This is a genomic window from Brevundimonas phoenicis, from assembly GCF_047237745.1.
Taxonomy (GTDB): Bacteria; Pseudomonadota; Alphaproteobacteria; order Caulobacterales; family Caulobacteraceae; genus Brevundimonas.
The window spans coordinates 702,758-728,010 of sequence record NZ_JBDFLN010000001.1 but is presented as its reverse complement, the minus strand read 5'-3'; the positions used below and the strand labels follow the sequence as shown (position 1 = coordinate 728,010).

General features: G+C 68.3%; 28 protein-coding genes and 1 other RNA gene. 14 read left to right on the top strand and 15 right to left on the bottom strand.

Annotated features, from left to right (window positions below; all coding sequences use genetic code 11):
- Positions 1-28: 28 nt before the first annotated feature.
- Entirely contained in the window at positions 29-427 is a 399-nt protein-coding gene (locus tag ABC419_RS03560; RefSeq protein WP_088410556.1) for a DUF3597 domain-containing protein, read from the bottom strand.
- A 342-nt stretch (positions 428-769) separates the two neighbouring features.
- Positions 770-863, bottom strand: an RNA gene (gene ffs, locus ABC419_RS03555) — signal recognition particle sRNA small type.
- 71 nt (positions 864-934) lie between these two features.
- On the opposite strand from ffs, the gene nudC reads away from it, so the two are divergent.
- On the top strand, positions 935-1,852 hold the full coding sequence (nudC, locus tag ABC419_RS03550) for an NAD(+) diphosphatase (RefSeq protein ID WP_412876336.1): 918 nt from the start codon (positions 935-937) through the stop codon (positions 1,850-1,852).
- Positions 1,853-1,884: 32 nt separating this feature from the next.
- Here nudC and ABC419_RS03545 read toward each other — a convergent pair whose 3' ends face one another.
- A complete protein-coding gene (locus tag ABC419_RS03545) occupies positions 1,885-2,607 on the bottom strand; it encodes a 3-deoxy-manno-octulosonate cytidylyltransferase (RefSeq protein ID WP_412876337.1) in 723 nt (240 codons plus the stop codon).
- Positions 2,608-2,739: 132 nt separating this feature from the next.
- Here ABC419_RS03545 and ABC419_RS03540 point away from each other — a divergent pair, with 132 nt between their 5' ends.
- The gene (locus tag ABC419_RS03540; RefSeq protein ID WP_412878055.1) at positions 2,740-3,462 is read left to right on the top strand and encodes a c-type cytochrome; all 723 of its coding nucleotides are present in this window, start codon (positions 2,740-2,742) and stop codon (positions 3,460-3,462) included.
- A 78-nt stretch (positions 3,463-3,540) separates the two neighbouring features.
- Here ABC419_RS03540 and ABC419_RS03535 read toward each other — a convergent pair whose 3' ends face one another.
- Both ABC419_RS03535 and ABC419_RS03530 read right to left on the bottom strand, forming a co-directional pair.
- Complete coding sequence (locus ABC419_RS03535; protein WP_412876339.1) at positions 3,541-4,341, bottom strand: C40 family peptidase; 801 nt, start codon at positions 4,339-4,341, stop codon at positions 3,541-3,543.
- An 80-nt stretch (positions 4,342-4,421) separates the two neighbouring features.
- Complete coding sequence (locus ABC419_RS03530) at positions 4,422-5,804, bottom strand: leucyl aminopeptidase family protein (protein WP_412876340.1); 1,383 nt, start codon at positions 5,802-5,804, stop codon at positions 4,422-4,424.
- 89 nt (positions 5,805-5,893) lie between these two features.
- Between ABC419_RS03530 and ABC419_RS03525 the strand changes: the two genes are divergently transcribed.
- The 7 genes from ABC419_RS03525 (at position 5,894) to arfB (ending at position 10,878) form a co-directional block, all read left to right on the top strand.
- Positions 5,894-6,718: a tetratricopeptide repeat protein gene (locus ABC419_RS03525; RefSeq protein WP_412876341.1), complete on the top strand. Its 825-nt coding sequence runs from the start codon at positions 5,894-5,896 to the stop codon at positions 6,716-6,718.
- Positions 6,719-6,924: 206 nt separating this feature from the next.
- Positions 6,925-7,410, top strand: a complete 486-nt coding sequence (locus ABC419_RS03520; protein WP_412876342.1) for an iron-sulfur cluster assembly scaffold protein — start codon at positions 6,925-6,927, stop codon at positions 7,408-7,410.
- An 80-nt stretch (positions 7,411-7,490) separates the two neighbouring features.
- Positions 7,491-7,739, top strand: a complete 249-nt coding sequence (yidD, locus tag ABC419_RS03515) for a membrane protein insertion efficiency factor YidD (RefSeq protein ID WP_412876343.1) — start codon at positions 7,491-7,493, stop codon at positions 7,737-7,739.
- Entirely contained in the window at positions 7,736-9,655 is a 1,920-nt protein-coding gene (gene thrS, locus ABC419_RS03510; RefSeq protein WP_412876344.1) for a threonine--tRNA ligase, read from the top strand. Before yidD ends, thrS begins: the two co-directional genes overlap by 4 nt.
- A complete protein-coding gene (locus tag ABC419_RS03505; RefSeq protein WP_412876345.1) occupies positions 9,655-10,002 on the top strand; it encodes a hypothetical protein in 348 nt (115 codons plus the stop codon). The genes thrS and ABC419_RS03505 overlap by 1 nt, the downstream gene beginning before the upstream one ends.
- 7 nt (positions 10,003-10,009) lie before the next feature.
- Positions 10,010-10,468 (top strand): YaiI/YqxD family protein, encoded by a 459-nt coding sequence (locus ABC419_RS03500; protein WP_412876346.1) that lies wholly within the window; start codon positions 10,010-10,012, stop codon positions 10,466-10,468.
- Between the two features lie 8 nt (positions 10,469-10,476).
- Positions 10,477-10,878 carry an alternative ribosome rescue aminoacyl-tRNA hydrolase ArfB gene (gene arfB / locus ABC419_RS03495; protein WP_046652431.1) on the top strand — a complete coding sequence of 134 codons (402 nt, stop codon included), beginning with the start codon at positions 10,477-10,479 and terminating at the stop codon, positions 10,876-10,878.
- Here the strand turns inward: arfB and ABC419_RS03490 are convergent, their stop codons facing one another.
- From ABC419_RS03490 to ABC419_RS03480, 3 genes are read right to left on the bottom strand one after another with little or no spacing between them, the layout of a single operon-like run.
- Positions 10,879-11,382: a hypothetical protein gene (locus tag ABC419_RS03490; RefSeq protein WP_125900404.1), complete on the bottom strand. Its 504-nt coding sequence runs from the start codon at positions 11,380-11,382 to the stop codon at positions 10,879-10,881.
- Positions 11,383-11,402: 20 nt separating this feature from the next.
- Positions 11,403-12,986 carry a 2-polyprenylphenol 6-hydroxylase gene (gene ubiB / locus ABC419_RS03485; RefSeq protein ID WP_412876347.1) on the bottom strand — a complete coding sequence of 528 codons (1,584 nt, stop codon included), beginning with the start codon at positions 12,984-12,986 and terminating at the stop codon, positions 11,403-11,405.
- A complete protein-coding gene (locus ABC419_RS03480) occupies positions 12,974-13,759 on the bottom strand; it encodes a class I SAM-dependent methyltransferase (protein WP_412876348.1) in 786 nt (261 codons plus the stop codon). The genes ubiB and ABC419_RS03480 overlap by 13 nt, the downstream gene beginning before the upstream one ends.
- A 124-nt stretch (positions 13,760-13,883) precedes the next feature.
- Between ABC419_RS03480 and ABC419_RS03475 the strand changes: the two genes are divergently transcribed.
- The gene (locus tag ABC419_RS03475) at positions 13,884-14,180 is read left to right on the top strand and encodes a 4a-hydroxytetrahydrobiopterin dehydratase (protein WP_040346303.1); all 297 of its coding nucleotides are present in this window, start codon (positions 13,884-13,886) and stop codon (positions 14,178-14,180) included.
- Positions 14,177-14,962 (top strand): SDR family oxidoreductase, encoded by a 786-nt coding sequence (locus ABC419_RS03470; RefSeq protein WP_412876349.1) that lies wholly within the window; start codon positions 14,177-14,179, stop codon positions 14,960-14,962. The genes ABC419_RS03475 and ABC419_RS03470 overlap by 4 nt, the downstream gene beginning before the upstream one ends.
- Before the next feature lie 209 nt (positions 14,963-15,171).
- Here the strand turns inward: ABC419_RS03470 and ABC419_RS03465 are convergent, their stop codons facing one another.
- The 5 genes from ABC419_RS03465 to ABC419_RS03445 form a co-directional block, all read right to left on the bottom strand.
- The gene (locus ABC419_RS03465; RefSeq protein WP_412878053.1) at positions 15,172-16,515 is read right to left on the bottom strand and encodes an amidohydrolase family protein; all 1,344 of its coding nucleotides are present in this window, start codon (positions 16,513-16,515) and stop codon (positions 15,172-15,174) included.
- Positions 16,516-16,518: 3 nt separating this feature from the next.
- Positions 16,519-18,015, bottom strand: a complete 1,497-nt coding sequence (locus ABC419_RS03460) for an amidohydrolase (RefSeq protein WP_412876351.1) — start codon at positions 18,013-18,015, stop codon at positions 16,519-16,521.
- A gap of 104 nt (positions 18,016-18,119) precedes the next feature.
- Entirely contained in the window at positions 18,120-18,401 is a 282-nt protein-coding gene (locus ABC419_RS03455) for a DUF167 domain-containing protein (RefSeq protein WP_412876352.1), read from the bottom strand.
- 269 nt (positions 18,402-18,670) lie between these two features.
- Entirely contained in the window at positions 18,671-19,600 is a 930-nt protein-coding gene (locus ABC419_RS03450; protein ID WP_200166362.1) for an electron transfer flavoprotein subunit alpha/FixB family protein, read from the bottom strand.
- Complete coding sequence (locus ABC419_RS03445) at positions 19,600-20,364, bottom strand: electron transfer flavoprotein subunit beta/FixA family protein (RefSeq protein WP_412876353.1); 765 nt, start codon at positions 20,362-20,364, stop codon at positions 19,600-19,602. Before ABC419_RS03445 ends, ABC419_RS03450 begins: the two co-directional genes overlap by 1 nt.
- Before the next feature lie 124 nt (positions 20,365-20,488).
- Here ABC419_RS03445 and ABC419_RS03440 point away from each other — a divergent pair, with 124 nt between their 5' ends.
- On the top strand, positions 20,489-20,830 hold the full coding sequence (locus tag ABC419_RS03440; protein WP_125900396.1) for a hypothetical protein: 342 nt from the start codon (positions 20,489-20,491) through the stop codon (positions 20,828-20,830).
- 9 nt (positions 20,831-20,839) lie between these two features.
- On the opposite strand, the gene ABC419_RS03435 is transcribed toward ABC419_RS03440, so the two are convergent.
- Together ABC419_RS03435 and ABC419_RS03430 are read right to left on the bottom strand one after the other, a co-directional pair.
- The gene (locus ABC419_RS03435; protein ID WP_368923462.1) at positions 20,840-21,412 is read right to left on the bottom strand and encodes a cob(I)yrinic acid a,c-diamide adenosyltransferase; all 573 of its coding nucleotides are present in this window, start codon (positions 21,410-21,412) and stop codon (positions 20,840-20,842) included.
- Positions 21,413-21,446: 34 nt separating this feature from the next.
- Positions 21,447-21,650: a twin transmembrane helix small protein gene (locus ABC419_RS03430; protein WP_076222851.1), complete on the bottom strand. Its 204-nt coding sequence runs from the start codon at positions 21,648-21,650 to the stop codon at positions 21,447-21,449.
- 143 nt (positions 21,651-21,793) lie between these two features.
- Between ABC419_RS03430 and ABC419_RS03425 the strand changes: the two genes are divergently transcribed.
- Complete coding sequence (locus ABC419_RS03425) at positions 21,794-24,001, top strand: TonB-dependent receptor domain-containing protein (RefSeq protein WP_412876354.1); 2,208 nt, start codon at positions 21,794-21,796, stop codon at positions 23,999-24,001.
- Positions 24,002-24,116: 115 nt separating this feature from the next.
- Complete coding sequence (locus tag ABC419_RS03420; protein ID WP_412876355.1) at positions 24,117-25,238, top strand: hypothetical protein; 1,122 nt, start codon at positions 24,117-24,119, stop codon at positions 25,236-25,238.
- Positions 25,239-25,253: the final 15 nt, after the last annotated feature.

The window sequence follows — 25,253 nt, the reverse complement described above, 5'->3', positions numbered from 1 at the left end:
CGCGCACCCCCTCGCGCCGCAGAGAGGTTCAGAGATCGGTGGGCAGTTGGCCGCCGTTGTCGCGGATCTTCTGGATCACCTGCTTATGCAGCCAGATGTTCATGCTGGCGCTGTCCGACTTGTCGCCGGTGTAGCCCAGTTCGTCGGCCAGCTCCTTGCGCTCGGCCAGCGAGGATTCCAGGCCGATCAGCTTCATCAGGTCGACAATGGAGGTGCGCCAGTTCAGCTTCTGCGCGCGTTGCTCGTTCATGAAGTCGAGGATGCCGGCGACGTCGACCTCGGCCGCGGGCTGGGGCGCGACGGCGGCGGCCGTGGGCGCGGGCGCCGGGGTCGGGGCCGCCGCTTCGGGGGCGGGGGCTGCGGGCGTCGCCGCCGGGGCCTCCTTCTTCCTGAAGACGCCGCCGAGAATCTTGCCGAGAATGCTCATTCGCCTGCTCCTGATCGTGGGGATCGAAGCCCTTTCAGCGAATGAGGCGCGGCCCGGTTCCGTGAAGCTTGCGCGACGGCTTCTCCCTTGCCGTCATCCTCGGGCTTGACCCGAGGATCCAGCCACGCCGACGGCGGCTGGACAGGGCGATGCGCGCTCACACGTCTGGCGGACGCGGTTCTGGATCCTCGGGTCAAGCCCGAGGATGACGGCGGAGAGGCAGGGGGCGGCGATATATACGGGAGCGCGCTCAAGCAGCGAGGCTCCGCGAGCCGAGCGATAGCGCATAAAAAAAGCGCTCAAGTCGTGAGCGCCCGCGGCGCGAACATAGCGCCCTAAGAATAAGGTGGAGACCGCGACCCGAAGGGGAATTCGTTGTGGCTGCTGCCTTCCGGCCCTGACCAGGTTGGCGAAGCCTTCGCCCGCGATCTCCGAGAGGGGATATGACGGCGGACGACGCGGGAATCAAGCCCTCCCCTGCACGCGTCGTCGGGGCTATGAAGCCTCATGCCCTATCGCAACGTCTTTTCCGGCAATCCGCTCGACCGCTCCGGCGACCTTCGCAACGACGCCGCCTGGCTGGCCGAGCAGGAAGCCAATCCCGAAGCCCTGGCCATGATCCTGTGGGAAGGCCGTCCCTTGGTCGAAACCCATGAGGGGAGCGAGCGGCTGGTCTGGCTGTCGCTGGGCCATGCGCGCGACCTGGCGCGCGACCGCGACGTCTTCCTCGGTCTGTGGAAGGGGGCGCCGGTCTTCGCCGCCGAGTTCGAAGGCTCCATCGACCCGACCAGCGGCCCGGCCGGGGGCCTTGGCCGTTTCGTCGAAATGCGCGAGGCGGCGGTCGTCCTGCCCGAGGCTGACGCCGGCATCGCCGCCACGGCCAAGAGCCTGTTCGACTGGCGCCGTCGTCACGGCTTCTGCGCCGCCTGCGGCAAGGCGTCGGATCAGGCGTCTGGCGGCTGGAAGCGCGTCTGCCCCGCCTGCGGGACCGAGCATTTCCCGCGCGTCGATCCGGTCGTCATCATGCTTCCTGTCTATAAGGGCGGGGCTGAGCCGCGCTGCCTGCTGGGCCGTCAGGCCGCTTGGCCCGCCGGTCGCATGTCGGCCCTGGCCGGCTTCATGGAGCCGGGCGAATCGATCGAGGAGGCCTGCGCCCGCGAGGTGATGGAGGAGGCGGGGCTGACGGTGTCGGACGTACGCTACCACTCCAGCCAGCCCTGGCCCTTCCCGGCCCAGCTGATGATCGGCCTGATCGCCGAGGTCACGACCGACGAGGCCGCGCCCGACCAGACCGAGTTGGAGGCCGTCGCCTGGCTGACCCGCGGCGAGGCGCGCGCCGTTCTGGACGAGACGCACCCGACCATCCACGCCCCGCCGCCCTACGCCATCGCGCGGCGGCTGCTGGAAAGCTGGGCGGCGGAATAAAGCCTTCTCCCCTTGTGGGAGAAGGAAGAGCGTCACGCCAACGCGCGCGCCGCCTCAAGGTCGGCTGGATTGTCCACCGACAGCGGCGCTTCATCGATCACCGAGGCCCAGATCTGAAGGCCCATCTCCAGGGCGCGCAGCTGCTCCAGCTTTTCGCGCTTCTCCAACGGCGACGGCGGGGCGGCGCAGAAGCGGGCCAGGGCTTCACGGCGATAGCCGTAGATGCCGACGTGACGCCACACGGGGCCGTCGCCGTACAGGGTCGAGCGGGTGAAGTAGAGGGCGCGGCCGCTGGTCCCGCCATCCGCCAAGGCCAGCACCGCCTTGACCACATCGGGATTGGCCCGGTCCGAGACGTCCGCCTCGGTCGCGACCAGGGTGGCGATGTCGCAGGCTGATTCGCGCGCCAGCAACTCGGCGCAGGCTTTCGCCAGGTCCGGCGAGGCGAACGGCATGTCGCCCTGGATGTTGATGACCACATCGTGGGCGCCGTCCGGATCCACCGCCAGAGCCGCCGCCAGAATGCGGTCCGACCCGCTGGGCAGGTCGGGATCGGTCAGCACAACCTCCCCGCCCGCCACCGTCACCGCCGAGACGATCTCAGGGTCGCCCGCCGCCACGGCGACGCGGAAGCCCGAGGCCATGGCCTGCTCCCACGCCCGCACGATCATCGGCTTGCCGCCGATGTCCGCCAGGGGTTTGCCGGGCAGACGGGTGGCCGCCATGCGAGCGGGTATCATTATCAGAGGATTCATGGTCGCCATGCGTCCTGAAACGCCCGGAAACGTCCGGGCCGGTTGCGAAGGTCGCGCTAGCGTGTAAGAGACGCCCACGCAAGAATACGCCTGAACGCCGCTTCGCGGTCGGGGGGCTCATCTAGAGACGGGATGCGACGACGCGGAATGAGCGGCGATCTGAAGTGGAACAAGATTATGGGCGCGTGCCTGGGCACCGCCTTTGCCATCCTGGTGGTCCAGCAGGTTTCGGGCATGGTCTACCAGACCAAGCAGCCCGAGAAGATGGGCTACTTCGTCGACGCGCCGGACGAAGCGGCTGCGGGCGCGGCCGAAGCCGCCCTGCCGATCGACTGGGGCACGGTCCTGCCGACCGCCGACCTGGCCGCCGGTGAAGCCGCCTTCGCGCGCTGCCAGGCCTGCCACACCGTCAATTCGGGCGGCGCCGACGGCATCGGGCCGAACCTGTTCGCCGTGGTCGGCGGCCCCGCCATGCACCGCGCGGGCTTCGCCTATTCGGACGCCATGGCCAAGCACAAGGCCGAAGCCCCGACCTGGAACTATGACGAGCTGGATCACTTCATCAACGCGCCGGGCCGCTATGTGCCGGGCACCAAGATGTCCTTCGCCGGCATCCGCGACGAAAAGACCCGCATCAACCTGATCGCCTGGCTGCGCTCGCAAGGCTCGGCCGGTTTCGCCATCCCGGCGCCGGACCCCGCCCGTCAGCCGGGCGCCGCCGCTCCGGCCGCTGCTGAAGGCGAAGCTCCGGCTGCTGAAGGCGCCGCCGCGACGGAAGCCGGCGCCGCTCCGGCCGAGGCGCCCGCCGCCGACTCCCCCGCGACCCAGGCGACGCCTCCGGCTCCGAAAGCCTAAGGGCGAGCGGACACGACAGACGACGGAAAGGCGGCCTTCGGGTCGCCTTTCTTCGTTTCAGGATCAGGCTTTAGGGTTTCAGACCCGACGGAAGATCGCGGAGGCGAAGCCGTCGGCGGTCAGGCGAGCCTCGACCTCGGCCAGGGCCTCGACCACCACGCCGCCGCGCGCGCCGGTCGAATGGATGATGCGCTCGGCGTCGATCATCAGGGCCGAATGGCCGGTCCAGTCGCCCTCGGCCTGCGACAACCAGAAGACGAGATCGCCGCGCTGGGCGTCCGCGCGCGTCACGGCGCGGCCCAAACGGGCCTGCTCTTCCGCTCGGCGGGGCCCCGGCAGGCCGCAGGCCAGCAAGGCCTGTTGCACCAGGCCCGAACAGTCGGTCTCCAGCGAAGACCGGGCGCCCAGAGCGTGCGGACGGCCCAGCAGGCGCTCGGCCACGGCGACCAGGTCGCGCTCGAACGCGCCGACGGACTGAAGGTCAGACTCAGTAAGGCCAGGAGCATCGTCGCCGATCAGGGCGTTCAGCGGCAGGGCGGCGGAGACGGAGGCGACGCGGCGCGTCGCCAGGGGCGCGCCGGACGCCAGGGCCTCCAGCGAGACCCAGCCGACCACGCCGTCGCGTCGGGCGCGGCCCCAGGCGCGGTCCTGACTGCGTTCCAAAATGTCGAAGGCCTCGCCGAACAGCAGCTGGTCGATGCGCTGACCATCGTCCGCGACGATGTCGGCGACCGGCAGGCGGCAGTGAGCGGGGTCGGTCCGGCGATAGGCCTCGGCCCGCATCAGGCCTTCCAGCGCCTGCTCGGCCAGCACCACGCGATCCCCGTCCCGCAGGATCAGGGGCGCGCCAGGCGGCAGCAGGGCCAGGACATCGGTCAAGCGGCGGTCTCTAGACGGCTCGGACAATTCGAGCCGCCCACCCTAGGCGCCGATCCCGAAGGGGGCGTTAACAGCCTTGGCTATTTGACGAATTTGTCGCTGAGGTAGCGGAAGCAGGCGCGGATGGCCTGGGATTCGCCGCCTTCGGGCCAGCCGGGCCGGGCGCGCGGATTCCAGGCGAAGACGTCCATGTGCGCCCAACTTCCCGTCGTCGGGGCGAACTTCTGCAGGAACAGGGCCGCCGTCACCGATCCGGCCTGCGCCCAGGCGGCGGAATCGTTGCGCACATCGGCGATCTCGCTGTCCAGCGAAGCGCGATAGCCCGCCCACAACGGCATCCGCCACACAGGGTCGCCCACGGCCCGACCGGCGCTCAACACGCCCTCGGCCAGGGCGTCGTCGTCGGTGTAGAGCGGCGGCAGCTCCGGCCCCAGAGCGATGCGCGCCGCCCCGGTCAGGGTGGCGAAATCCAGCGTCAGGTCCGGCTGGTGCTCACCCGCCCGCGTCAGGACGTCGGCCAGGATCAACCGCCCTTCGGCGTCGGTGTTGCCGATCTCGATGGTCAGGCCCTTGCGGCTGTTCAGGATGTCGCCCGGTCGGAAGGCGTCGGCCGACACGGCGTTCTCGACCGCCGCGACCAGCACCACCAGCCGCACCGGCAGACCGGCCTGCATGATCAGCCGACCCAGCGCCAGGGCATGAGCGGCGCCGCCCATGTCCTTCTTCATGTTGCGCATCCCGGCGGCGCCCTTGAGGTCCAGACCGCCGGTGTCGAACACCACCCCCTTGCCGACCAGAGCCACCAGCGGCAGGTCCGTCTTGTCCAGATTCCAGCTGATCTCGAGCACGCGCGGCGCGCGATGCGGGGCGGCGGCGCGGCCGACGGCGTGGACGGCCGGATAGTTGTCCTCCAGCAAGGCGTCGCCGGTGGTGACGGTCAGGCTCGCGCCCGCGCCCTCGGCGATCTCACGCGCGATGGTCTCAAGCTGCAGCGGCCCCATGTCGGCGGCGGGTGTATCGACCATCTCGCGCGTCAGGGCGCAGGCCGCGGCGATGTTCAGTGTCGCCGTCAGGTCGAGGCCGTCCGGCGCGACCAGACGCGTCCGGCCACGCTCGGGCCGGGCCTTGTAGCGGTCGAACAGATAGCCCCCCAGCGCGAAGGCCAGCGCCGCCGAATGCGCCGCCTCGCCCTCGACGCCCTCCAGCCGCCAATCGCCCGCAGGCAGCCGCGTCGGCAGGCCGCGCGCCGTCATGGGGTCAAAGGCCTCGCCTGCGCCGAACAAGGCCTGCTCCGGCGCGCCGTCGGCGCCGGGGACCACCAGCAGCTGACCCGCCTTGCCGGTGAAGCCGTTCGCCTCGGCCCAGGCGGCGATGCGTCCCTCCAGCGCCGCGCCCGCCTTGACGATGCGGACCGGGCGCGCGGTCGCGGAAACGGCGATCAGCAGTTCGGACTGAGGGGACATGGGGCGACCTTTCCGACGCTTAACGCCGATTAACCAAACCTTGACCCGTCGGCGCGACCCTACAGGCTGAACCGCCACGGACCCCTTCCATGTCGCGCAACGCCGCCCTCGCCGCAACCGTCAGCCTGACGCTTCTGGCCCTCGCCGCCCCGGCCCTGGGCCAGACAGCGCCCGCGCCGCGTGCGCCCGCCGACGCCGCCACGCGCGCGGGCTATGACAGGGCCGACGCCCTCAGCCGCTCGGTCTTCTGGGCCCAGGAGCAGCAGCTCAATCCGATCGACCCGGTCGCCGGGGTCAAGCTGTCTCAGGCCCTGCGCGAACTGGGCCAGTTCGATCAGGCGGCCGAGACGGCCCAGGGCGTGCTGATCGTCCAGCCCGCCAATGTCGAGGCCATGCTGGAGGTCGGCCGCGCCCACATCGCGCGCGGGCAGGCCTTCTACGGCATCGCCGCGCTGGAGCAGGCCAAGGCCGCCGCGCCGCGCGACTGGCGGCCCCTGTCGCTGCTGGGCGTGGCCTATCAGCAGGTGCGCCGCCCCGACGACGCCCGCGCCGCCTGGAACGAGGCCCTGCGCCTGTCGCCTGACAACGCCGACGTCCTGACCAACGCCGCCATCGCCCGCATCGGCGAGGGCGACGCCCCGTCCGCCGAAATTCTGCTGCGCCGCGCGGCGGCCCAGCCGGGCGCCAGTCTGCAGGTGCGCCAGAACCTGGCCCTTGCGCTGGGCCTGCAGGGCAAGACCGCCGAGGCCGAGGCCATCCTGCGCCGCGACCTGCCGCCCGAGGCGGCGGACCAGAACCTGCGCTGGCTGGCCGCGCGGATGCAGCCGGGGCAGGCGCCCTCTCCCGCCGTCGCCCCCGCCCTCACTGAGGCGTCGCCGACCGCGCGCACGTGGTCGTCGTTGCAGGGCGGGTAGGACGCGACTTTCTCCCTCCCCTTCATGGGGAGGGTGGCTGAGCCCATAAGGGCGAAGTCGGGTGGGGGCGGCGAGGCTATTCAAGCGCAGAGCCCAGATCACCAAGCCCTCCCCACCCGGTCGCTGCGCGACCACCCTCCCCATGAAGGGGAGGGAGAAGCCTTGCCTCTCTTCACCTTCAGCCTGCGAAGGCCTATCTTCATCCCGTGATCGACGACCTCTACAGCGCGCGCATTCTGTCGCTGGCGGCCAACCTGCCGCACAGCGGGCGCCTGCCTGCGCCCGAAGGCTCGGCCGAGCGGGTCGCCAAGCTGTGCGGGTCGAAGGCGATCGTCGACGTGACGCTGGACGCGGACGGCCGCGTCGGCGACTTCGCCCAGACGGTGAAGGCCTGCGCCCTGGGGCAGGCGGCGGCGGGCGTGGTCGGCGAAAACGTCATTGGCGCCTCAGCGAATGAGATCGAGGCCGCGCGCGACGCCATGTCGGCCATGCTGAAATCCGGCGGCGACGGCCCCGAGGGCCGCTTCGAAGCCCTACGCGTCCTGAAGCAGGTCGCCGACTATCCCGCGCGCCACGCCTCGACCATGGTGGCGCTGGAGGCGACGCTGGAAGCGGTGCAGCAGGCCCAAGAGAATCGAGCATTGGCCAAACACCACACCGATACGCGAACTCGCCTCGCCGGCGCGGCCTGAACGGCGCGTCGGTTGATCCCCCCGCTGTGAAGAGGGATAAGCGCGACGAACCCGAAACAGAGCCCCCGGCGAAGGGACAGATGTCTCTCTACGAACGCAGCGTCCGCGCGGCCCATCGGGGCTATAAGCTGACGCTGTCCCCCCTGATCGGCCAGCAGTGCCGGTTCCTGCCGACCTGTTCAGATTATGGGCGCGACGCCCTGATCCAGCACGGTCCGGTGCGGGGGGGATGGCTCACCGTGCGGCGCCTCTGTAAATGCCATCCCTTCGGCGGTTCGGGCTATGATCCCGTCCCGCCCGCCAAGACCGAAAAAGAACGACCGTCATGATCGAACTGAAATTCCCCGACGGCGCCGTGCGTCAGTATCCGGCCGGCTCGACGGGCCGCGACGTGGCCGCCGCCATCTCGCCCTCCCTGGCCAAGAAGGCGGCCCTGGTCGTCTGGAACGGCGAGCAGCGCGACCTGGACCGCGTCATCGACGGTAACGGCGACTTCCGCCTGCTGATGCGCGACGATCCCGAGGCGCTGGAGACCATCCGTCACGACGCCGCCCACGTTCTGGCCCAGGCGGTGCAGGAACTGTTCCCCGGCACCCAGGTGACGATCGGCCCGGCGATCGAGGACGGCTTCTATTACGACTTCGCCCGCGACGAGCCCTTCTCGACCGACGACTTCCCGAAGATCGAGAAGAAGATGGCCGAGATCATCGACCGGGGCGCCCAGCTGGAGCGTCAGGTCTGGGATCGCGACACCGCCATCGCCCACTTCGAAAGCGTCGGCGAAACCTACAAGGCCGAGCTGATCCGCGACCTGCCCGAGAGCGAGACGATCACCGTCTACAAACAGGGCGAATGGGCCGACCTGTGCCGGGGGCCGCACTTCCCGACGACCAAGTTCGTGGGCAAGGCCTTCAAGCTGACCAAGCTGGCCGGCGCCTATTGGCGCGGCGATTCCAACCGCGCCCAGCTGCAGCGGATCTACGGCACGGCCTGGGCGACCAAGGAGGATCTGGACGCCTATCTGCTGCGCATCGAGGAGGCCGAGAAGCGCGACCACCGCAAGCTGGGCCGCGCCATGGAGCTCTTCCACATGCAGGAAGAGGGCCGCGGCATGGTCTTCTGGCACCCCAAGGGCTGGGTGCTGTGGCGCGTGCTGGAGGCCTATATGCGCCGCCGTCTGGACGCCGCAGGCTATGTCGAGGTCAAGACGCCGCAGGTGCTGGACCGCAAGTTCTGGGAGGCCTCGGGCCACTGGGACAAGTACCGCGCCAATATGTTCGTCTGCGAGACGGTCGAGGGCGAGACGCTCAGCCTCAAGCCGATGAACTGCCCCGGCCACGTGCAGATCTTCGATCAGGGCCAGCGCTCCTATCGCGAACTGCCGCTGCGCATGGCCGAGTTCGGCGCCTGCCACCGCTATGAGCCGTCGGGCTCGCTGCACGGCCTGATGCGCGTGCGCGGCTTTACGCAGGACGACGCCCACATCTTCTGCCGCGAGGACCAGATCGTCGAAGAGACGGCCGAGTTCATCAAGCTGGCCTATTCGGTCCACGCGGACCTCGGCATGGAGACCAAATACATCAGCCTGGGCACCCGCCCCGAGCTGCGCGCCGGCACCGAGGAGTTCTGGGACAAGGCCGAGGCCCAGATGCTGGAAGCCGCCCGCGCCGCCGGGACCGAGCCGGTCGTCACCGAGGGCGACGGCGCCTTCTACGCGCCCAAGCTGGACTTCATCGTCAAGGACGCCATCGGCCGCGAATGGACCTGCGGCACGATCCAGCTGGACTATGTCCTGCCGGAACGTCTGGATGCGACCTACATCGCCGAGGACGGCCAGAAGCACCGCCCAGTCATGCTGCACCGCGCGATCCTGGGCTCGTTCGAGCGCTTCATCGGCATCATGATCGAGAACTACGCCGGGGCCTTCCCCCTGTGGCTGGCGCCGACGCAGGCCGTGGTGGCGACCATCACGTCCGACGCCGACGGCTATGCGCAGGAGGTTCTGGCCAGGTTCCGAGCGGCGGGTCTGCGCACTGAGATCGATCTGCGCAACGAGAAGATCAACTACAAGATCCGCGAGCACTCGGTCGCCAAGGTGCCCGCCATCGCCGTCGTCGGCCGCAAGGAGGCCGAGGAAGGCAAGGTCGCCATCCGCCGCTTCGGCTCCCAGGCCCAGACCATCGTCACGGTCGAGGAAGCCATCGCCCTGCTGACCCAAGAGGCCACGCCGCCGGACCTTCGCTGATGTTTGGACGCAAGAGGATTCGCGACCTCACAGGGGAAGTCCTGGTACGCCTGCTCAATGACAACGCCACCTTTCCTCAAATCCGTCAGGACATAGGCGACTATGACGACATCGACACAGCCGCCGACCTATCCATGGTTTATTTCTGGCAGAACAGAACTTCTGGAGACTTCGTCGCCTCGATAAACGAGTCGAAACTGGCGGCATATGTCGCCAGAACCGTTCACTACGACGACAAGCATTTTCCTACGGTGTTGCGTGAAATCCGGGACTTCGTGCGAAAGATGTCGGGCGAAACCATGCAGCAACTGATCAACTCCCCCATCGAGGAAACAGATAATCCATAAGCCTGTCATGGCCACCACCCTCTACATCGACGCCGACGCCTGCCCCGTGAAGGAGGAGGTGTATCGCGTGGCGCGCCGCTGCGGGCTGAAGGTCTTCGTGGTGTCCAACGCCTGGATCAACACCCCGCGCGAGTCTCTGATCGAACAGGTGGTCGTCGACGCCGGGCCGGACGTGGCCGACGACTGGATCGCCGAGCGCGCCAAACGCGGCGACATCGTCATCACCGCCGACATTCCGCTGGCCGACCGGGTGCTGAAATCGGGCGCGCAGGCGCTAAAGTCGAACGGCCAGCCGTTCACGGCGGACTCCATCGGCTCGGCCCTGGCCGGGCGGATGATCGGCGAACACCTGCGCTCCATGGGGGTGCCGACCAGCGGGCCGCCGCCCTTCTCGGCCGCCGACCGCTCGCGCTTCCTGCAGGCGCTAGACGCGGCCGTGGTGCGGGCGCGCAGAGAGGCGTCATGAGAGGCGTCATGAGCCGTATTCCTGAAGACGAGTTGGAGTTCCGCTTCTTCCGCGCCGGCGGACCGGGCGGGCAGAACGTCAACAAGGTCTCGACCGCCGTACAGATGCGGTTCGACGTCAAGAACTCGCCCAGCCTGACCGAGCCGGTGAAGGCGCGGCTGATGAAGCTGGCGGGCAGCCGCCTGACGCTGGACGGGGTGATCGTCATCAGCGCCGTGCGCTTCCGCACCCAGGAGCGCAACAAGGCGGACGCCGTCGAACGGCTGGAGGCCATGGTCGCCGAGGCCTCGATCAAGCCGGTCTATCGCGTGCCGACCCGCCCGACGCGGGCGTCCAAGGAGCGTCGGCTGCAGGCCAAGTCCAGCCGCTCTTCGATCAAGAGCGGACGCGGCAAGCCGTCGCTGGACTGATCAGTCCTCGGCGGGGCGGAACAGCAGGGCGGCGATGAGGTCTTCGTCATTGAAGCCAATGATCCAGTCCGTGGCCTGCTTGTCGAACACGACGCGGAAGACGTCGGCGCCGTTCTGCTGGTCCAGGTGCGAGATCGACTTCAACGGGCCGAACTGCTGGATCAACGGAGCCACCTGGCCGGACTGGGCGCGGATTTGCTGGGCCAGGTCGGGCGTGAAGACCGCGTAGTCGATCTGACCGGACTGCATGGCGGCGATGACGGCGCGCAGGGCCTCTTCCGAGCGAGCGATGTCCGGAGCGGTCGCCGTCGTGGCTGCAGGCGCGGCGGGCGCGGTCTGCGGACGAGCCGGGGCGGCGTCGCCCTCGAAAGCGCCCGGCAGGGTGGCCGCAGCCGCGCCCGATCCGGTCGCCGGACGGGCGGGCGCCTGTTGAGCCTGTGCCAGGGCCGGAACGGCCAGCAGACTTGCCCCCATCAGGGCGGCGGTCAGCGAAAGGGTCTTCATGCGCAAACTCCGAAGAAACGTCAGGCGACGATCATCGGCCAAAGCGTCAGCACCAAGGCGGCCGCCGATGCGCAGACGGCGACGGTGACGGCGGCGACCACCCAGGGCCGCGTTCCGGCCTTCTCGATCACCAACGTCTGAGACGGCGGCGGGTTCTGCACCAGACGCGACAGGGCCTTGAGGGCGGCCATCGCCTCCTCGACCGTCTCCTTGATCTGGGCCTGCGGTCCCAGTTCGCGCTTGATCCAGCGCTCGACCACCGGCTTGGCGGCGTCCCACAGGTCGTGATCGGGGTTCAGGCGGCGCGCCACCCCCTCGACCGAGACCATGGTCTTCTGCAGCAGCACCAGTTCAGGGCGCATATGCATGTCGAACAGGGCCGTGATCTCGAACAGCTGACCCAGCAGGCGGCCCATCGACACCTGGCTGGCCTGTCGGCCGATCACCGGCTCGCCGACCGCGCGCAGGGCCTGGGCGAAGGTGTCGACCGAATGGTGCGGCGGCACGTATCCCGCCTCGAAATGGACGCGGCTGATGCGGTCGTAGTCGCGGCTGATGAAGCCCCACAGGATCTCGGCCAGGTAGCGGCGCTCGGCCGGGCCCAGTCGCCCGACGATGCCGAAGTCGATGGCCGTCAGCTGCGCGGGCGCGTCGGCGAACAGATTGCCCTCGTGCAGATCGGCGTGGAAGACGCCGTGATCCAGCGCCTGGACCAGGAAGGCGCGCACCACCTTGTCGGCCAGGGCGTCCTTGTCGAGGCCCGGCAGGTCGACCAGCGCCGGGTCCGTCATCGGCAGGCCCGGCGCCCATTCCAGCGTCAGAACCCGCTTGCCCACCCCGTCCCAGACGACGGCGGGCGCGGACATATAGCCGTCCTTGGCCATGACCTCGGCCAGTTCGGAGGCGGCGGCCGCCTCCAGCCGCATGTCCAGTTCCAACTGCAAGGACTGGGCGATGATCTCGACGAAGGCGCGCGGCTCCAGCCGACGCGCCGGCTCGACGAAGCGGTCGACCAGCTTGGCCCCCAGGCGCATGGCGTCCAGCCCCTGGGCCACGCGGCGCTCGACGCCGGGACGCAGCACCTTGACCGCCACCTTGCGCCCGTCGGCCAGCCAGGCCGGGTGCGCCTGGGCCAGCGATGCGGCGCCCATCGGTTCGGTCAGATCGATGAACAGGCTCTCGGCGGGACGGCCCAGCGACCGTTCGATCTCGCGCCTGGCCTCCTCCAGCGGGAAGGGCGGGAGCTTGTCCTTCAAACGCCCCAGATCCTGGGCGAACTGCAGGCCGAAGATGTCGGCGCGGGTGGCCAGCACCTGGCCCAGCTTGATGGCGACCGGGCCCAGATGCTCGAACGCTTCGCCGACACGCTGGCCGGGTCGCCCGGCGCGATGCTTGCGGCTGGCGAACATCTGGATCAGGCGTGCGAACGGGCGGCCCCAGGCGGGCAGCAGGGGGTTGGCCTCGCGCGGGATCAGGGCGTCGTGGCGCGCCAGCACCCAGCCCCAGCGGATCATGCGAAGGGCCGCGCCCACCGGATGGCGGACCGGCTGGGCCTTGGGCGTCGGCGGCGGGGCGTTGAAGGTCAGCCGGCTCAGATCGCCCACCCGTGGTGGATGGCGGCGATCCCGCCCGACAGATTGGTGACGCTGACGCGGCTGAAGCCCGCCTCCTCGATCATCCGCTTGAAGGTCTGCTGATCGGGGAAGCGGCGGATGCTCTCGACCAGATACTGGTAGGAATCCCGATCCCTGGCGACCAGCTGGCCGATGCGCGGGATGGCGTGGAAGGACCAGGCGTCATAGGCCTTCCTCAGCGCGCCCGTCGTGGGGCGCGAGAACTCCAGGCAGATGAAGCGGCCGCCCGGCTTCAGCGCGCGGCGCGCCTCGCGCAGGGCCTGCGGAATGTCGGCCACGTTGCGGATGCCGAAGCTGATCGAATAGGCGTCCAGGCAGGCGTCCGGCAGCGGCAGGTGCATGGCGTCGCCGACGCCCCAGGCCATCTCGGGCTCGCCGCCCTTGGCCACGCCGTTCAGGATCATCTCGGCGTTGTAGTCCATGACGATGACGGTGGCGTCCTCGCCGCCGCGCCGTTCCTGGGCCGCGCGGGCCATCCTGGAATAGCGGCGGGCCATGTCGCCGGTGCCCCCGGCCATGTCCAGCACGACCTCGCCCGGCCGGACGTTCAGCCTGGCCGCCGTCGCGTCCTTCCAGATGCGGTGGACGCCCGCGCTCATCAGGTCGTTCATCAGGTCGTAGTTGGAGGCGACGGAGTTGAACACGCCGCGCACCATCTGCACCTTTTCCCTGGCGTCCACGTCGCGGAAGCCGAAGGAGGAGGTCTTGCCGGAAGCGTCGGAGGAGGGATCGGCCTGGGTCATGGATGGGGGTGTAACGCCTCCCGTCGCCGCCGTCATCCGGGGAAGCGTCGCATCTGACGCAGGCTTGCGGCTTGTCGCGTCACGGAGCGCGCGATACGCCTGAACAAAATCCAAGGAGACGCTCATGACCGCCGCCCTCGACGTGACCGAAGTTCTGGCGGGCCTGCCCGACTGGCGCCGCGCCGACGACCCGCGCCCGGCCATCGCGCGGACCCTGCGTTTCGCCGATTTCAACGCCGCCTTCGGCTTCATGACCCGCGTCGCCCTCCTGGCCGACAAGGTCGACCATCATCCCGAGTGGTCGAACGTCTACAACCGCGTCGAGGTGCTGCTGACCACTCATGACGCCGATGGCGTAACCGAGCGCGACGTGGCGATGGCCCGCTTCATCGACGCGGCGGTCAAGGGCCTGGTCGAGTGACCGGCGGCCGCGTCGCGGGCAAGGCGGCGCTGATCACCGGCGCCGCAGGGGGGCTGGGCCAGGCCATGGCCCGGATGCTGGTCCGCGAAGGGGCCAAGGTGGCGCTCAGCGATCTGGACCTGAACGGCGTCCGCGCCCTGGCCGAGGCGATCAACGCCGACCACCCCGGCATGGCCTTCGCCTATGAGCACGACGTCACGCGCGAGGACGACTGGGTCCGCGTCGTCGGCGCGGCGGTTCAGGATATGGGCGGGCTCAGCATCCTGGTGAACAACGCTGGGATCGGCGGCCAACTGCTGTGGGCCGAGCAGGACACGCTGGAGAACTGGCGCAAGGTCCAGGCGATCAACCTGGAATCCGTCATGCTGGGCTGCAAGCACGCCATGGCGCCGCTCAGGGCCTCGGGCGCAGGGTCGATCGTCAACATCTCCTCGATCGCGGGACTGGCGGCGGCGCCGGGCATGGGCGCCTACAACGCCACCAAGGCGGCGGTCTGGCTCTACACTAAGACGGTGGCGCTGGAGGCGGCCAAGGCGGGCTGGAACGTACGCGCCAACTCGGCGCACCCGGTCTTCATCAAGACGCCGATCCTCGATCCCTTCGTCGCCATGGCGGGCGGGGACGAGGTCAGCGCGCACGAAAAGCTGGCGCGGGGCATCCCGCTGAAGCGCATCGGCGAGCCGGACGACGTGGCCTATTGCGTGCTTTACCTGGCCTCGGACGAGTCCAAGTTCGTGACCGGCGCCGAGTTCAAGATCGACGGCGGGCTGACGGCGCAGTAGGCGGCGCGGGCCCAGCCCACATTCTCCGTCATCCTCCGACTTGATCGGAGGATCGGGCCATCCTCCCATTCGACGCCCGACTGTCAGAGTCGCGCCGCCACACTCGATCCTCGGGTCAAGCCCGAGGATGACGAAAGGGCAATGGAAGGGGAATGGAAAAGGGCGCCGCGGTCTCCCGCAGCGCCCTTCCGTCTTCAGGCCGTGAAGCCTCAGTCGCCGTAGGCGGGCGGCATGGCCCCTTCTCCGCCGGTGCGGTAGCGGTCGCGCAGCAGCAGGTTGCGCGCCTGCAGCGGCTGATCCACCCCGTCGATCAGCACGGCCGAGGGCTGGCTCAACGGCTCCAACGGGTCGCCGGACCAGACCACGACGTCGCCCGCCGTTCCGGCCTTCAGCTCGCCGAACTGGCCGTCGAAGCCGAAGATGCGCGCCGGGTTGACGGTGATCGCCTGGATGGCCGCCGCGAACGGCAGACCGTGCGCCACGGCGTTGCCGGCGTTGTAGCGGATGTCGCGAGCACGATGGGTCGAGCCCTCATTGCCCTTGATGGCGATGACCACGCCGGCCGCGTTCAGCGCCGCCGCGTTCTGCATCCGCGCCGCCCGGCTTTCGAAATTGCTCGGCAGGTTGGTCAGAGGGTGCAGCAGGACAGGCACGTTCGCCGCCGCGATCTCATTGGCCACCAGCCAGCCTTCGGCGGCGCCGTCGAGGATGATCTTGATCCCCTCCTCGCGCGCCAGACGCAGCACCTGCTGGATATCCGAGGCGCGGTTGACGGTGACGATCAGCGGCATCGAACCATTGGCCACCGGGATCAGGGCCTCCAGGTCGGCGCGCGACAGGGACAGGTCGCGCAGCGCCGCCCGGTCATAGGCCGCCTTGTTGCGCGCATAGAGGCGCGTCTCGGCCAGGGTCTCCTTGAACAGGACGAACTCGGCGCCGCGCGCGCCGCCCGCCACGCCCTTCCCGGCCTCGCCGAACGGGGCGACCATGGCCACGCGCGGCTTCACCAGGATGTCGGCGCCGCCCAGCTTGATGACCGCCGCCTGACCCGCGAACAGGCCCGGCGACTGATAGCCGCCGTGACCGGCCCCGGCGAAGTCGCTGTCGTCATGGCTATGACCGCCGCCCGAGCCCGCGTGCTGGGGCGTGACCACCGCGCGGGTGACGCCGCCCAGACGGGCCGTCGGCAGGGTGAAGGACCAGGGGTCCAGGCCGTAGGACAGGTCGAAGGCCGCGGTCAGGGTGTTGGCGTTGTTCGACAGATCGTTTGAGCCCCGCACCGAGCCGACCTCGGTCCCAGCCAGGCCGGAATCCACGGCGACGAAGCCCGGCGTGACGATCTTGCCCCGCGCGTCGATGACGCGCAGGCCGGCCGGCGCGCCGCCGGTTCCGACCGAGACGATCTTGCCGTTACGGATGACGACGGTGCCGTTCTCGATCACCGAGGTTCCGGTCAGCACCTGGCCGCCGGTGATGGCGACGTCCTGGGCCAGAGCGGGCCCAGCGAGAGCGAGCGCCGCGACAGCGCCCGCGAGGAGAGTTTTGATACGCATGGTTCAGCGAGCTCCCTGGGCGACGCCGGCGGCGGCCTGGCCGAAGCCGGGCTGGCCCAGTTCGAAATCGGACACGGGCTGGAAGGCGGGGTTCTGGCGATCGAAGGCCAGGCCGCCGTCGATGAAGACCTGATCGGCGCGGGCGTAGATCGAGAAGGGATCCGCGCTCCAGATCACCACGTCGGCGCGCTTGCCGTTCTCCAGCGAGCCGGTTTCCTTGTCGATGCCGATGGAGCGGGCGGCGTTCAGCGTGATCCAGCCGATGGCGTGCTCTTCGGAGATGTTCATCCCGGCGCGGCGACCGGCCGACAGGGCGGCGGCGGCTTCCTGGTTCAGGCGCTGGATCAGTTCGGCGTCGTCCGAGTGGATGACGGCGCACGAGCCCTCGGGCGCGTCGGTCAGGGCGGCGTTCTCTTCGATGCCGTCCAGGGCCTCCATCTTGAAGCCCCACCAGCCGGTCCACATGGCGGCGCAGACGCCTTCGCGCGCCAGCAGCGGCGCGATCTTGTAGGCCTCGACCGCGTGGTGGAAGGTGGTGATCTTGTAGCCGAACTCCTTGGCCACATCGAGCATGACCGCCATCTCGTCGGCGCGATAGCAGTGGTTCTGGATCAGGATCGACCCGTCCAGAACGCCCGCCAGGGTCTCAAGCTGCAGATTGCGGGTCGGGGGCGTCCCCTCGCCCGTTTCGCGCCACTTGTCCCACTTGGCCTTGTAGTCGCGCGCGGCGATGAAGCCGGCGCGATAGCCCGCGACATTGCCCATGCCAGTGGCCGGCGATTGGTTGCGCGAGCCATAGACCCGCGACGGGTTCTCGCCGCAGGCCATCTTCAGGCCGTAGGGGGCGTTGGGGAACTTCATCCCCTGCATGGTGACCGACGGCACATTGCGCAGGGTCACGCCGCGACCGCCGAACAGATTGGCCGAGCCGGGCAGGATCTGCATCGTCGTCACCCCGCCTGCGCGGGCGGTGTTGAAGCCGGGATCCTGAGGCCAGATCGAGTGCTCGGACCAGACCTGGGCGGTGTTGGGGTTGGTGGCTTCGTTGCCGTCGCTCATGCCCATGACGCCCGGCGAAGGATAGACGCCCAGGTGGCTGTGGATGTCGATGATGCCCGGCGTGACGAAGCGGCCGCGCGCGTCCACCACCTGGTGGCCCGCCGGGACCGGCGTGTCCGCGCCGCCGACGGCGGCGATGCGGCCGTCCGTGACGACGACGACGCCGCCCTCGATCTTCTGGCCCGCGCCGGTCAGCACCGTGGCGCCGACGATGGCCATGTTCTGGCGCGGCAGGCCGCGATAGGTCGAGGGATAGGGGTCCGTATTGGCCCAGCCGTCCAGACCCGGCGCCATCGTGCGATCCTTGGAGGACGACGCGGCGGAAGCCGTCTCGGTCTTGGGCGCGGCGTCGCCGGTCGTGGCGCAGGCCGACAGACTGAGCGCGCCGAGCGCGCAGGTGAGAACGGCGAGGCTTGGACCCCGCAGGCGACTGAACAACATGGGCGAGCCCCCTCGCGCCCGCGAACTGCGGGCAGACAACGGCGCGTATACAATCGCCAGTTTCCGTCAGCGTAAAGCTTTAAAAGCCGCCGCTCGCGGCAAAGTCAGGCGCGGGATAGGCGGGCGCGGGCCTCGGCGTCGTCCAGGCCCTCGACCTCGATCATTTTCAGCCGCGACTGCCCGCCGCGCGCCAGGGTCACGTCGCGCTTGGGCACGCCCAGAGTCTTCGCCAGAAAGGCGGTCAGGGCGGCGTTGGCCTCGCCCTCCACCGGCTGGGCGCGGACGCGGACCTTCAGCACCGGGCGGCCGTCCGGATCGACGTCCCAGCCGTCGATGCGATCAGCAGAGGCGCGCGGGGTCAGCTTGACGGGAATGCGGGCGGTCATGGCCCCCTATCCGTCATCCCGGTCAAACGGCGCAAGCTACGCAGAGAAAAGGGGCGTTCCATCCCTCTCCCGCTCATCCCGGCGGACGCCGGGATCCAGTAAGAGCCACGCGCTCCACCGTGGAATTTGCGCCTATGCCGAGCGCTGCATCTAAAGCCAAATCACTGGATCCCGGCGTCCGCCGGGATGAGCGGATAGAGAGGGCGCAAAAGAAAACGCGCCGGACGATCCCTCGCCCAGCGCGCTTCATGTTCAGCGTGTGAAACCGATCAGCCCAGGGCCGCCATCAGTTCCGGCACGGCGGTCTTGTAGTCGGCGACCAGGCCGTAGTCGGCGACCTGGAAGATCGGGGCGTCGGCGTCCTTGTTGATCGCGACGATCACCTTGGAGTCCTTCATCCCGGCCAGGTGCTGGATAGCGCCCGAAATGCCGATGGCGATATAGAGGGCCGGAGCCACGACCTTGCCGGTCTGACCGACCTGATAGTCGTTGGGGGCGTAGCCCGCGTCGACCGCCGCGCGCGAGGCGCCGACGGCGGCGCCCAGCTTGTCGGCCAGGGGGTCCATGACGGCGTGGAACTCTTCAGCCGAGCCCAGGGCGCGGCCGCCCGAGACGACGATCTTGGCGGCGCCCAGTTCGGGGCGGTCCGACTTGACCATTTCTTCCGACACGAAGGCGGTCTTGGGCGCTTCGCCGGCGGCGACGCTCTCGACCGAGGCCGATCCGCCTTCGGCGGCGGCGGCGAAGGCCGTCGGGCGCACGGTGATGACCTTCTTGGCGTCGGCCGATTGCACCGTCTCCAGCGCATTGCCCGCATAGATCGGGCGCACGAAGGTATCGGCCGAGACGACTTCGACGATGTCCGAGATCGGCGCCGTGTCCAGCTTGGCGGCGATGCGCGGGGCGAAGTTCTTACCGTCGGTGTTGGCCGGGGTCAGGATGGCGTCGTAGTTCCCGGCCAGCGGCAGGACGGTGGCTTCGACGGCCTCGGCCAGGCCGTGGGCGACGGCGTCGCCCTCGGCCAGCAGCACCTTGCGCACGCCCGCGATCTTGGCGGCGGCGTCAGCCACGGCCTGAGCGCCCTTGCCCAGGACCAGAACGTCCACGTCCGACGACAGGGCCAGGGCGGCCGTCACGGTCTTGTGGGTGGTGTCGCGAACGACCGAGCCGTCGTGGTCGGCGATGACGAGAACGGCCATTACAGAACCCCTGCGTCTTTAAGCTTGGAAACCAGTTCGGCCGCATCGGCGACCTTGACGCCCGCCGTACGCTTCGGCGGCTCCGTCACCTTCAGCACCTTGAGGCGGTCCGCCGTATCGACGCCGTAGTCGGCGACCGCCTTCACGGCGATCTCCTTCTTCTTGGCCTTCATGATGTTCGGCAGCGACGCATAACGCGGCGTGTTCAGGCGCAGGTCGACCGACACCACGGCGGGCAGTTCGGCCGCGACCGTCTGCAGGCCGCCGTCGACTTCACGGGTGACGACAGCCTTGCCGCCGTCGATGACCAGCTTGCCGGCGAAGGTGGCCTGCGGCCAGTCCAGCAGGGCCGCCAGCATCTGGCCCACGGCGTTGTTGTCGCCGTCGATCGACTGCTTGCCCAGCAGCACCAGGTCCGGCTTCTCTTCGTCCACCACGGCCTTCAGCACCTTGGCGACGGCCAGCGGCTCCAGGTCCGTGTCCGACTGCACCAGGACGCCGCGATCCGCGCCCATGGCCAGGGCGGTGCGGATGGTTTCCTGCGCCTGGGTCACGCCGATGGAGACGACGACGATTTCCGTCGCCGTGCCCGCGGCATGGTGTTCCTTGCCTTCCTTCAGACGCACGGCCTCTTCGACGGCGATCTCGTCGAAGGGGTTCATGCTCATCTTGACGTTGGCCAGGTCGACGCCGGTCTGGTCCGCCTTCACGCGGGCCTTGACGTTGCTGTCGATCACCCGTTTCACCGGGACGAGTACCTTCATGAGCCTATCCACTTGGTCATCGAAATGTCGGTCGAGGGATTGGACCGATGAAACCGGCCTGTCAACGTAACGCTACGTGAACTGCGTTCGTGTTCAGCGGTCAATTTTCGGCTATGTAGCCTGCATGAAACGCTTCCTGACCTTTCGTCGTCTCAGCATCCTGTTCTTCGGCGTGTTCGCCCTGATGCTGGTCGGCCTGTTCGTCCTGCAGCGCGTCTGGGTTGATCCGGGCGAGCGCTGTTCGGCCAAGGGCCACTGGTACGATATGGAGTCGCGTATCTGCGCCCAACCCATCTACATCCCCGACATCACCGGCCGCCCGGCCGGGACGACGCGCGCCGAAGCGTCGAACAAGGCCAATCAGGAACTGCTTAGCCTGGAGGATCAGGTCAATGCCGAGAAACGCGCCCGCGCCGCCGCCACTGAGGCGGAACGCGAGCGGGTGAAAGCGCTGCAGGCTCAGTAACGCGACGCCTCAGCGCGTCGCGCCGGGACGCCACAGGACGTCGCCGGCGCCATTGGCGTTGGCGCGACGGGCGGCGACGAACAGCAGGTCCGACAGACGGTTGAGGTAACGCACCGCCTCCGGGTTCACGACCTCGCCCGATTCGACCAGACGCACGGCCTCGCGCTCGGCCCGACGGCACACGGTGCGCGCCAGGTGCAGATGCGCCGACAACGGCGAACCGCCCGACAGGATGAAGCTGTCCAGCGGCTTGAGGCAGTCGTTCATCCAGTCGATCTCGGATTCCAGCCGCTCGACCTGCGTGGCGATGATGCGCAGGGCCTCCCATTTGGGCGCCGGCTCCATCGGCGTCGCCAGATCGGCGCCGAGGTCGAACAGTTCGTTCTGGATGCGGCCCAGCATGGCGTCGATGCGGTCGTTCTGGCCGCTGTTCAGACGGGCCACGCCGATGACGGCGTTCAGCTCATCCACCGCCCCATAGGCCTCGACCCGCGCATCAGTCTTGGACACCGGAGCGCCCGAAGCCAGCCGCGTCTGCCCGGCGTCGCCGGTGCGGGTGTAGATCTTGTTCAGCGTCACCATGACGCGCCCTCCCCTGTTCCTATTGGCGCGCGCCTCAGCCCGCGTGCGTCCGCTTCAGCCACATGCCGACCATCAGCAGCAGCACCGCCACCGCCTGAAGGATGATGCGCAGCCGCATCAGCTTGTTCGAGCGGACGCTCGCGCCTTCCCCGCCCTTGTTCAGGTTGTAGAGGCCGAAGCCCAGGGTGACGACGACGCCGGCCACGGCGATCAGGATCAGAATGTCGATGAGGTCCATGCCCGCTTCTTAGGCCCGCCCGCCATCCCGCGCCAGACGTGTCGAAACGGGGGCGCAATTGCGACCTATTCGCACACCCCCATTGCACTGAGAATGCGAACGCTGTTGAGAGGCGTTCTCATTTCTAAAGGCTCCTTCTCCGAATGTCCTGCTTCCGCTCGTCACGCCGCTCGTCCCTGCTGGCCGCCACCGCCCTGATGACCGTCGGCGCCGGCGCGCCCGCCCTGGCTGACGAAGCCGCGGCGACGATGGAGCAGACGCACAAGGTCGCCGACGTCGTGGTCACGGCCTCGGGCTTCGAGCAAAAGATCGAACAGGCCCCGGCTTCCATCAGCGTGCTGTCGCGAGAGGAGCTGAAGGAAACCCGGTATCAGAGCCTGGCGGAAGTTCTGGCCACGGTCGAAGGCGTCGACGTGGGCGCTGCGGCGGGCAAGACCGGCGGCCTGAACATTTCCATTCGCGGCATGCCCAGCGACTACACCCTGGTTCTGGTAGACGGCCGTCGCCAGAATCCCGCAGGCAACATCACGCCCAACGGCTTCGGCGAGACCTCCACCAGCTTCATCCCGCCGATGTCGGCGATTGACCGGATCGAAGTGGTGCGCGGTCCCGTCTCGACCCTCTACGGCTCGGATGCGATGGGCGGCGTCGTCAACATCATCACCCGCAAGGTCGGGACCGAATGGAGCGGCTCGTTCAGCGCCGACGGCACCTTCCAGAGCGACGATCAGTTCGGAAACATCTACGGCGCCAACGCCTATGCCCAAGGCCCCCTGGTGAAGGATCTTCTGGGCCTGGCCCTACGCGGCCGCTATTCGCAGCGCGAAGCCTCCAGCCTGACCTATGAAAAAGACGACGGCGGCGCGGTCATCATCAGCCAGCGCGGTCCCAGCCCGGTCGAAAACGAACTCTGGTCCGTCGGCGGCCGCCTGAACTTCACGCCCCACGCCGATCATGACTTCTACTTCGACGTCGATCTGCAGCGTCAGTGGTACGACAACTCGACCGCTCAGCTGGGCACCCTGGGCGTGCGCGGTTACGGCCCCGATCAGGAATTCAACCAGGACGAATATGTCCTGGCGCACAACTGGCGCCTGTCTTTCGGCGAGCTGCAATCCACCTTGTCGCACTCCACGCGCGAAACCCTGGGCCGCATCCTGCCTGATGACGTGCCCGGCACCGACCGCAAGGCTGGGCAGGCCCGCACCCTCGAAGCGATTAACACCATCTTCGACACCAAGCTGTTCTCGCAGTGGCGCAATCACACCTTCACCGTCGGCGGCCAATACTGGGACGCGGAGATGGTCGATGGCGTGGCGCCTGCACCCTACACCCATGAGCAATGGGCGCTGTTCGCGGAAGATGAGTGGCGCTTCACCGACGCCCTGGCCCTGACCCTCGGGGTCCGTTACGACGACCACAACGTCTTCGGCGACCACATCAGCCCGCGCGCCTATCTGGTGTGGAACGCGACCGAGAACTGGACTTTAAAGGGCGGCGTCAGCCAGGGCTTCAAGACGCCCCGTCTAGATCAGATCGCGCCCGGCATCACCGGCTTCACGGCCCAGGGCACCCGCCCGACCATCGGCACGCCGACGCTGAAGCCGGAAACCTCGACCTCAACTGAATTCGCCGTCTTCTATGACAACCGCGACAACTTCCGCGCCAACGCCGTGGTGTTCCGCAATGAGTTCTCGGACAAGATCACCAGCGGACCCGGCCTGCTGAACTGCACCTTCGCCCCGATCATCGACAACGGCCCGCCGGTCGTGCGCGACGAGACCCAGAACAACCGTCCCGGCTGCGTCGACTATGGCTACTGGCCCGACCTCGACCTGTTCGGCCAGGCGATCAATGTCGATGAAGCCGTCACCCAAGGCCTGGAAGCCGCCTTCCATTGGTCGATCAACGACGCCTGGGCGCTCAACGGCAACTACACCTACACCGACAGCGAGCAGAAGAGCGGTCCCGAAGCCGGACAGCCGCTCTACAACACGCCCGAGCACATGGTGAACGGCGTGCTGCGCTGGCGCGCAACCGACCGCCTGAGCCTGTGGGCGCGCGGCGAATACCGCAGCGATCGCTACCGCGATCCCGACACGGCGACCAGCACCGCCAAGGCGACCTGGGGCGACTATCGCAGCTATTCCGTCTTCCACCTGGGCGGCTCGTATCGCGCCACCGAACGAGTGGCCTTCAACGCCACCATCTACAATCTGTTCGACAAGGACTTCGTGTCCTACCGCCCCTACGTCAGCAACACCCGCACAGGCGCGATCAGCTACACCAACCTCTACGCCAACAATCAGGAGCCCCGGCGCCTATGGCTGTCGGTCAATATCGACTTCTGATCCCTCTTCAGTTTCCTCCCCGACTGACCGGGCCGCCTCCCTTGGGATGCGGCCCGTTTTTTTGACCTGCGCCAAACTAAGCCGTTGGTCACCTTTGGCTGGCAGGGTGGCCGCCATGACTGATCGCGCCATCCGCAATCTCGAACACCTGCGCCGTACCGCCTCGACGGCGCGCGTGCTGAACTTGCTCAAGGTCTATGACGAGCACGGCGACACAGACGACTGGTCCGAGCGTCCGATGTTCTGCACGCCTGCGCTCAATCGCTCCCTCATCGTCAAGCATCGCCTGCGGCGTAACGAGACCGACGCCTTTCCTGGTCGTCGCCAGGTGGCGACCAAGATCATCGTGCCGATCGACAGCACCGACCTGAAGACCGGCGGCCGGTTCATCTTCGTCAACCAGATCGGCTTCGAGCGCGCCATGCACGAAGCCTTCGGCGTCGACGCCGACCATGCCGATCTGAAGACCCTGCGGTTGATGGATCGCCTGCCGTCGCTGGATCCGTTCCTGCTGCGCGAACAATTGCGGCGCGGAAACGTGGACGCCGCCCCCTGCTACTTCGCCCTCAGCGAGGCGGACCTGGAGCGGATGCTGGAGTTCGTTCAGAAGGAGATCGAGCCCCTGGTCACGCTCAGCGTCGGCGACGGGGTGGCGGCGGTCGCCTCGTCCGCGCGCATGGCGGCGAAGATACTGTCCAACGCGCCGGGCGACCGATTGGAAGCCCTGCGCCTGACTCTGAAGCTGGAACCGGAGCAGTATCAGGAGGGCGTCTTCTGCTGGAAGGGTTTCCTCTATTACAAATGGGCGCTGAACAGCCTGATGGGCGATATCGTCAACGTGGCTGACGAGGTGGTGACGGTCCAGCCGGTCGGCCCCAGCGACCGCGCCGCCGCGGAATACATTCAGCGCGGGCGCGGGGTTTTGCGCGGACGGATCATGAAGACCTGCGACGAGGTGGGTCGCACCCTACGCTACTACGACGACGCCTATGCCGGGCTGACGCGCGAGGGCAATCCCGTGGCGTTCCGCGACTTCCTGTTGGAAGCGCCGGCCCTGTTCACCCGCCTTGGCGACCAGCTGGGAGCGGTCCAGCACATCGTCAGCTTCTGGAGCTTCCGCTTCAATCCCAAGGCGCCGCCGGTGGGGGTAGAGGAGCTGATCGACATCTTCATGGACTTTGAAACCGGCCTGATGGGCCGCGAAGCCGACGCCTACGATCCGCGCGACGCGGCATAGGCACAAAGAAAAACC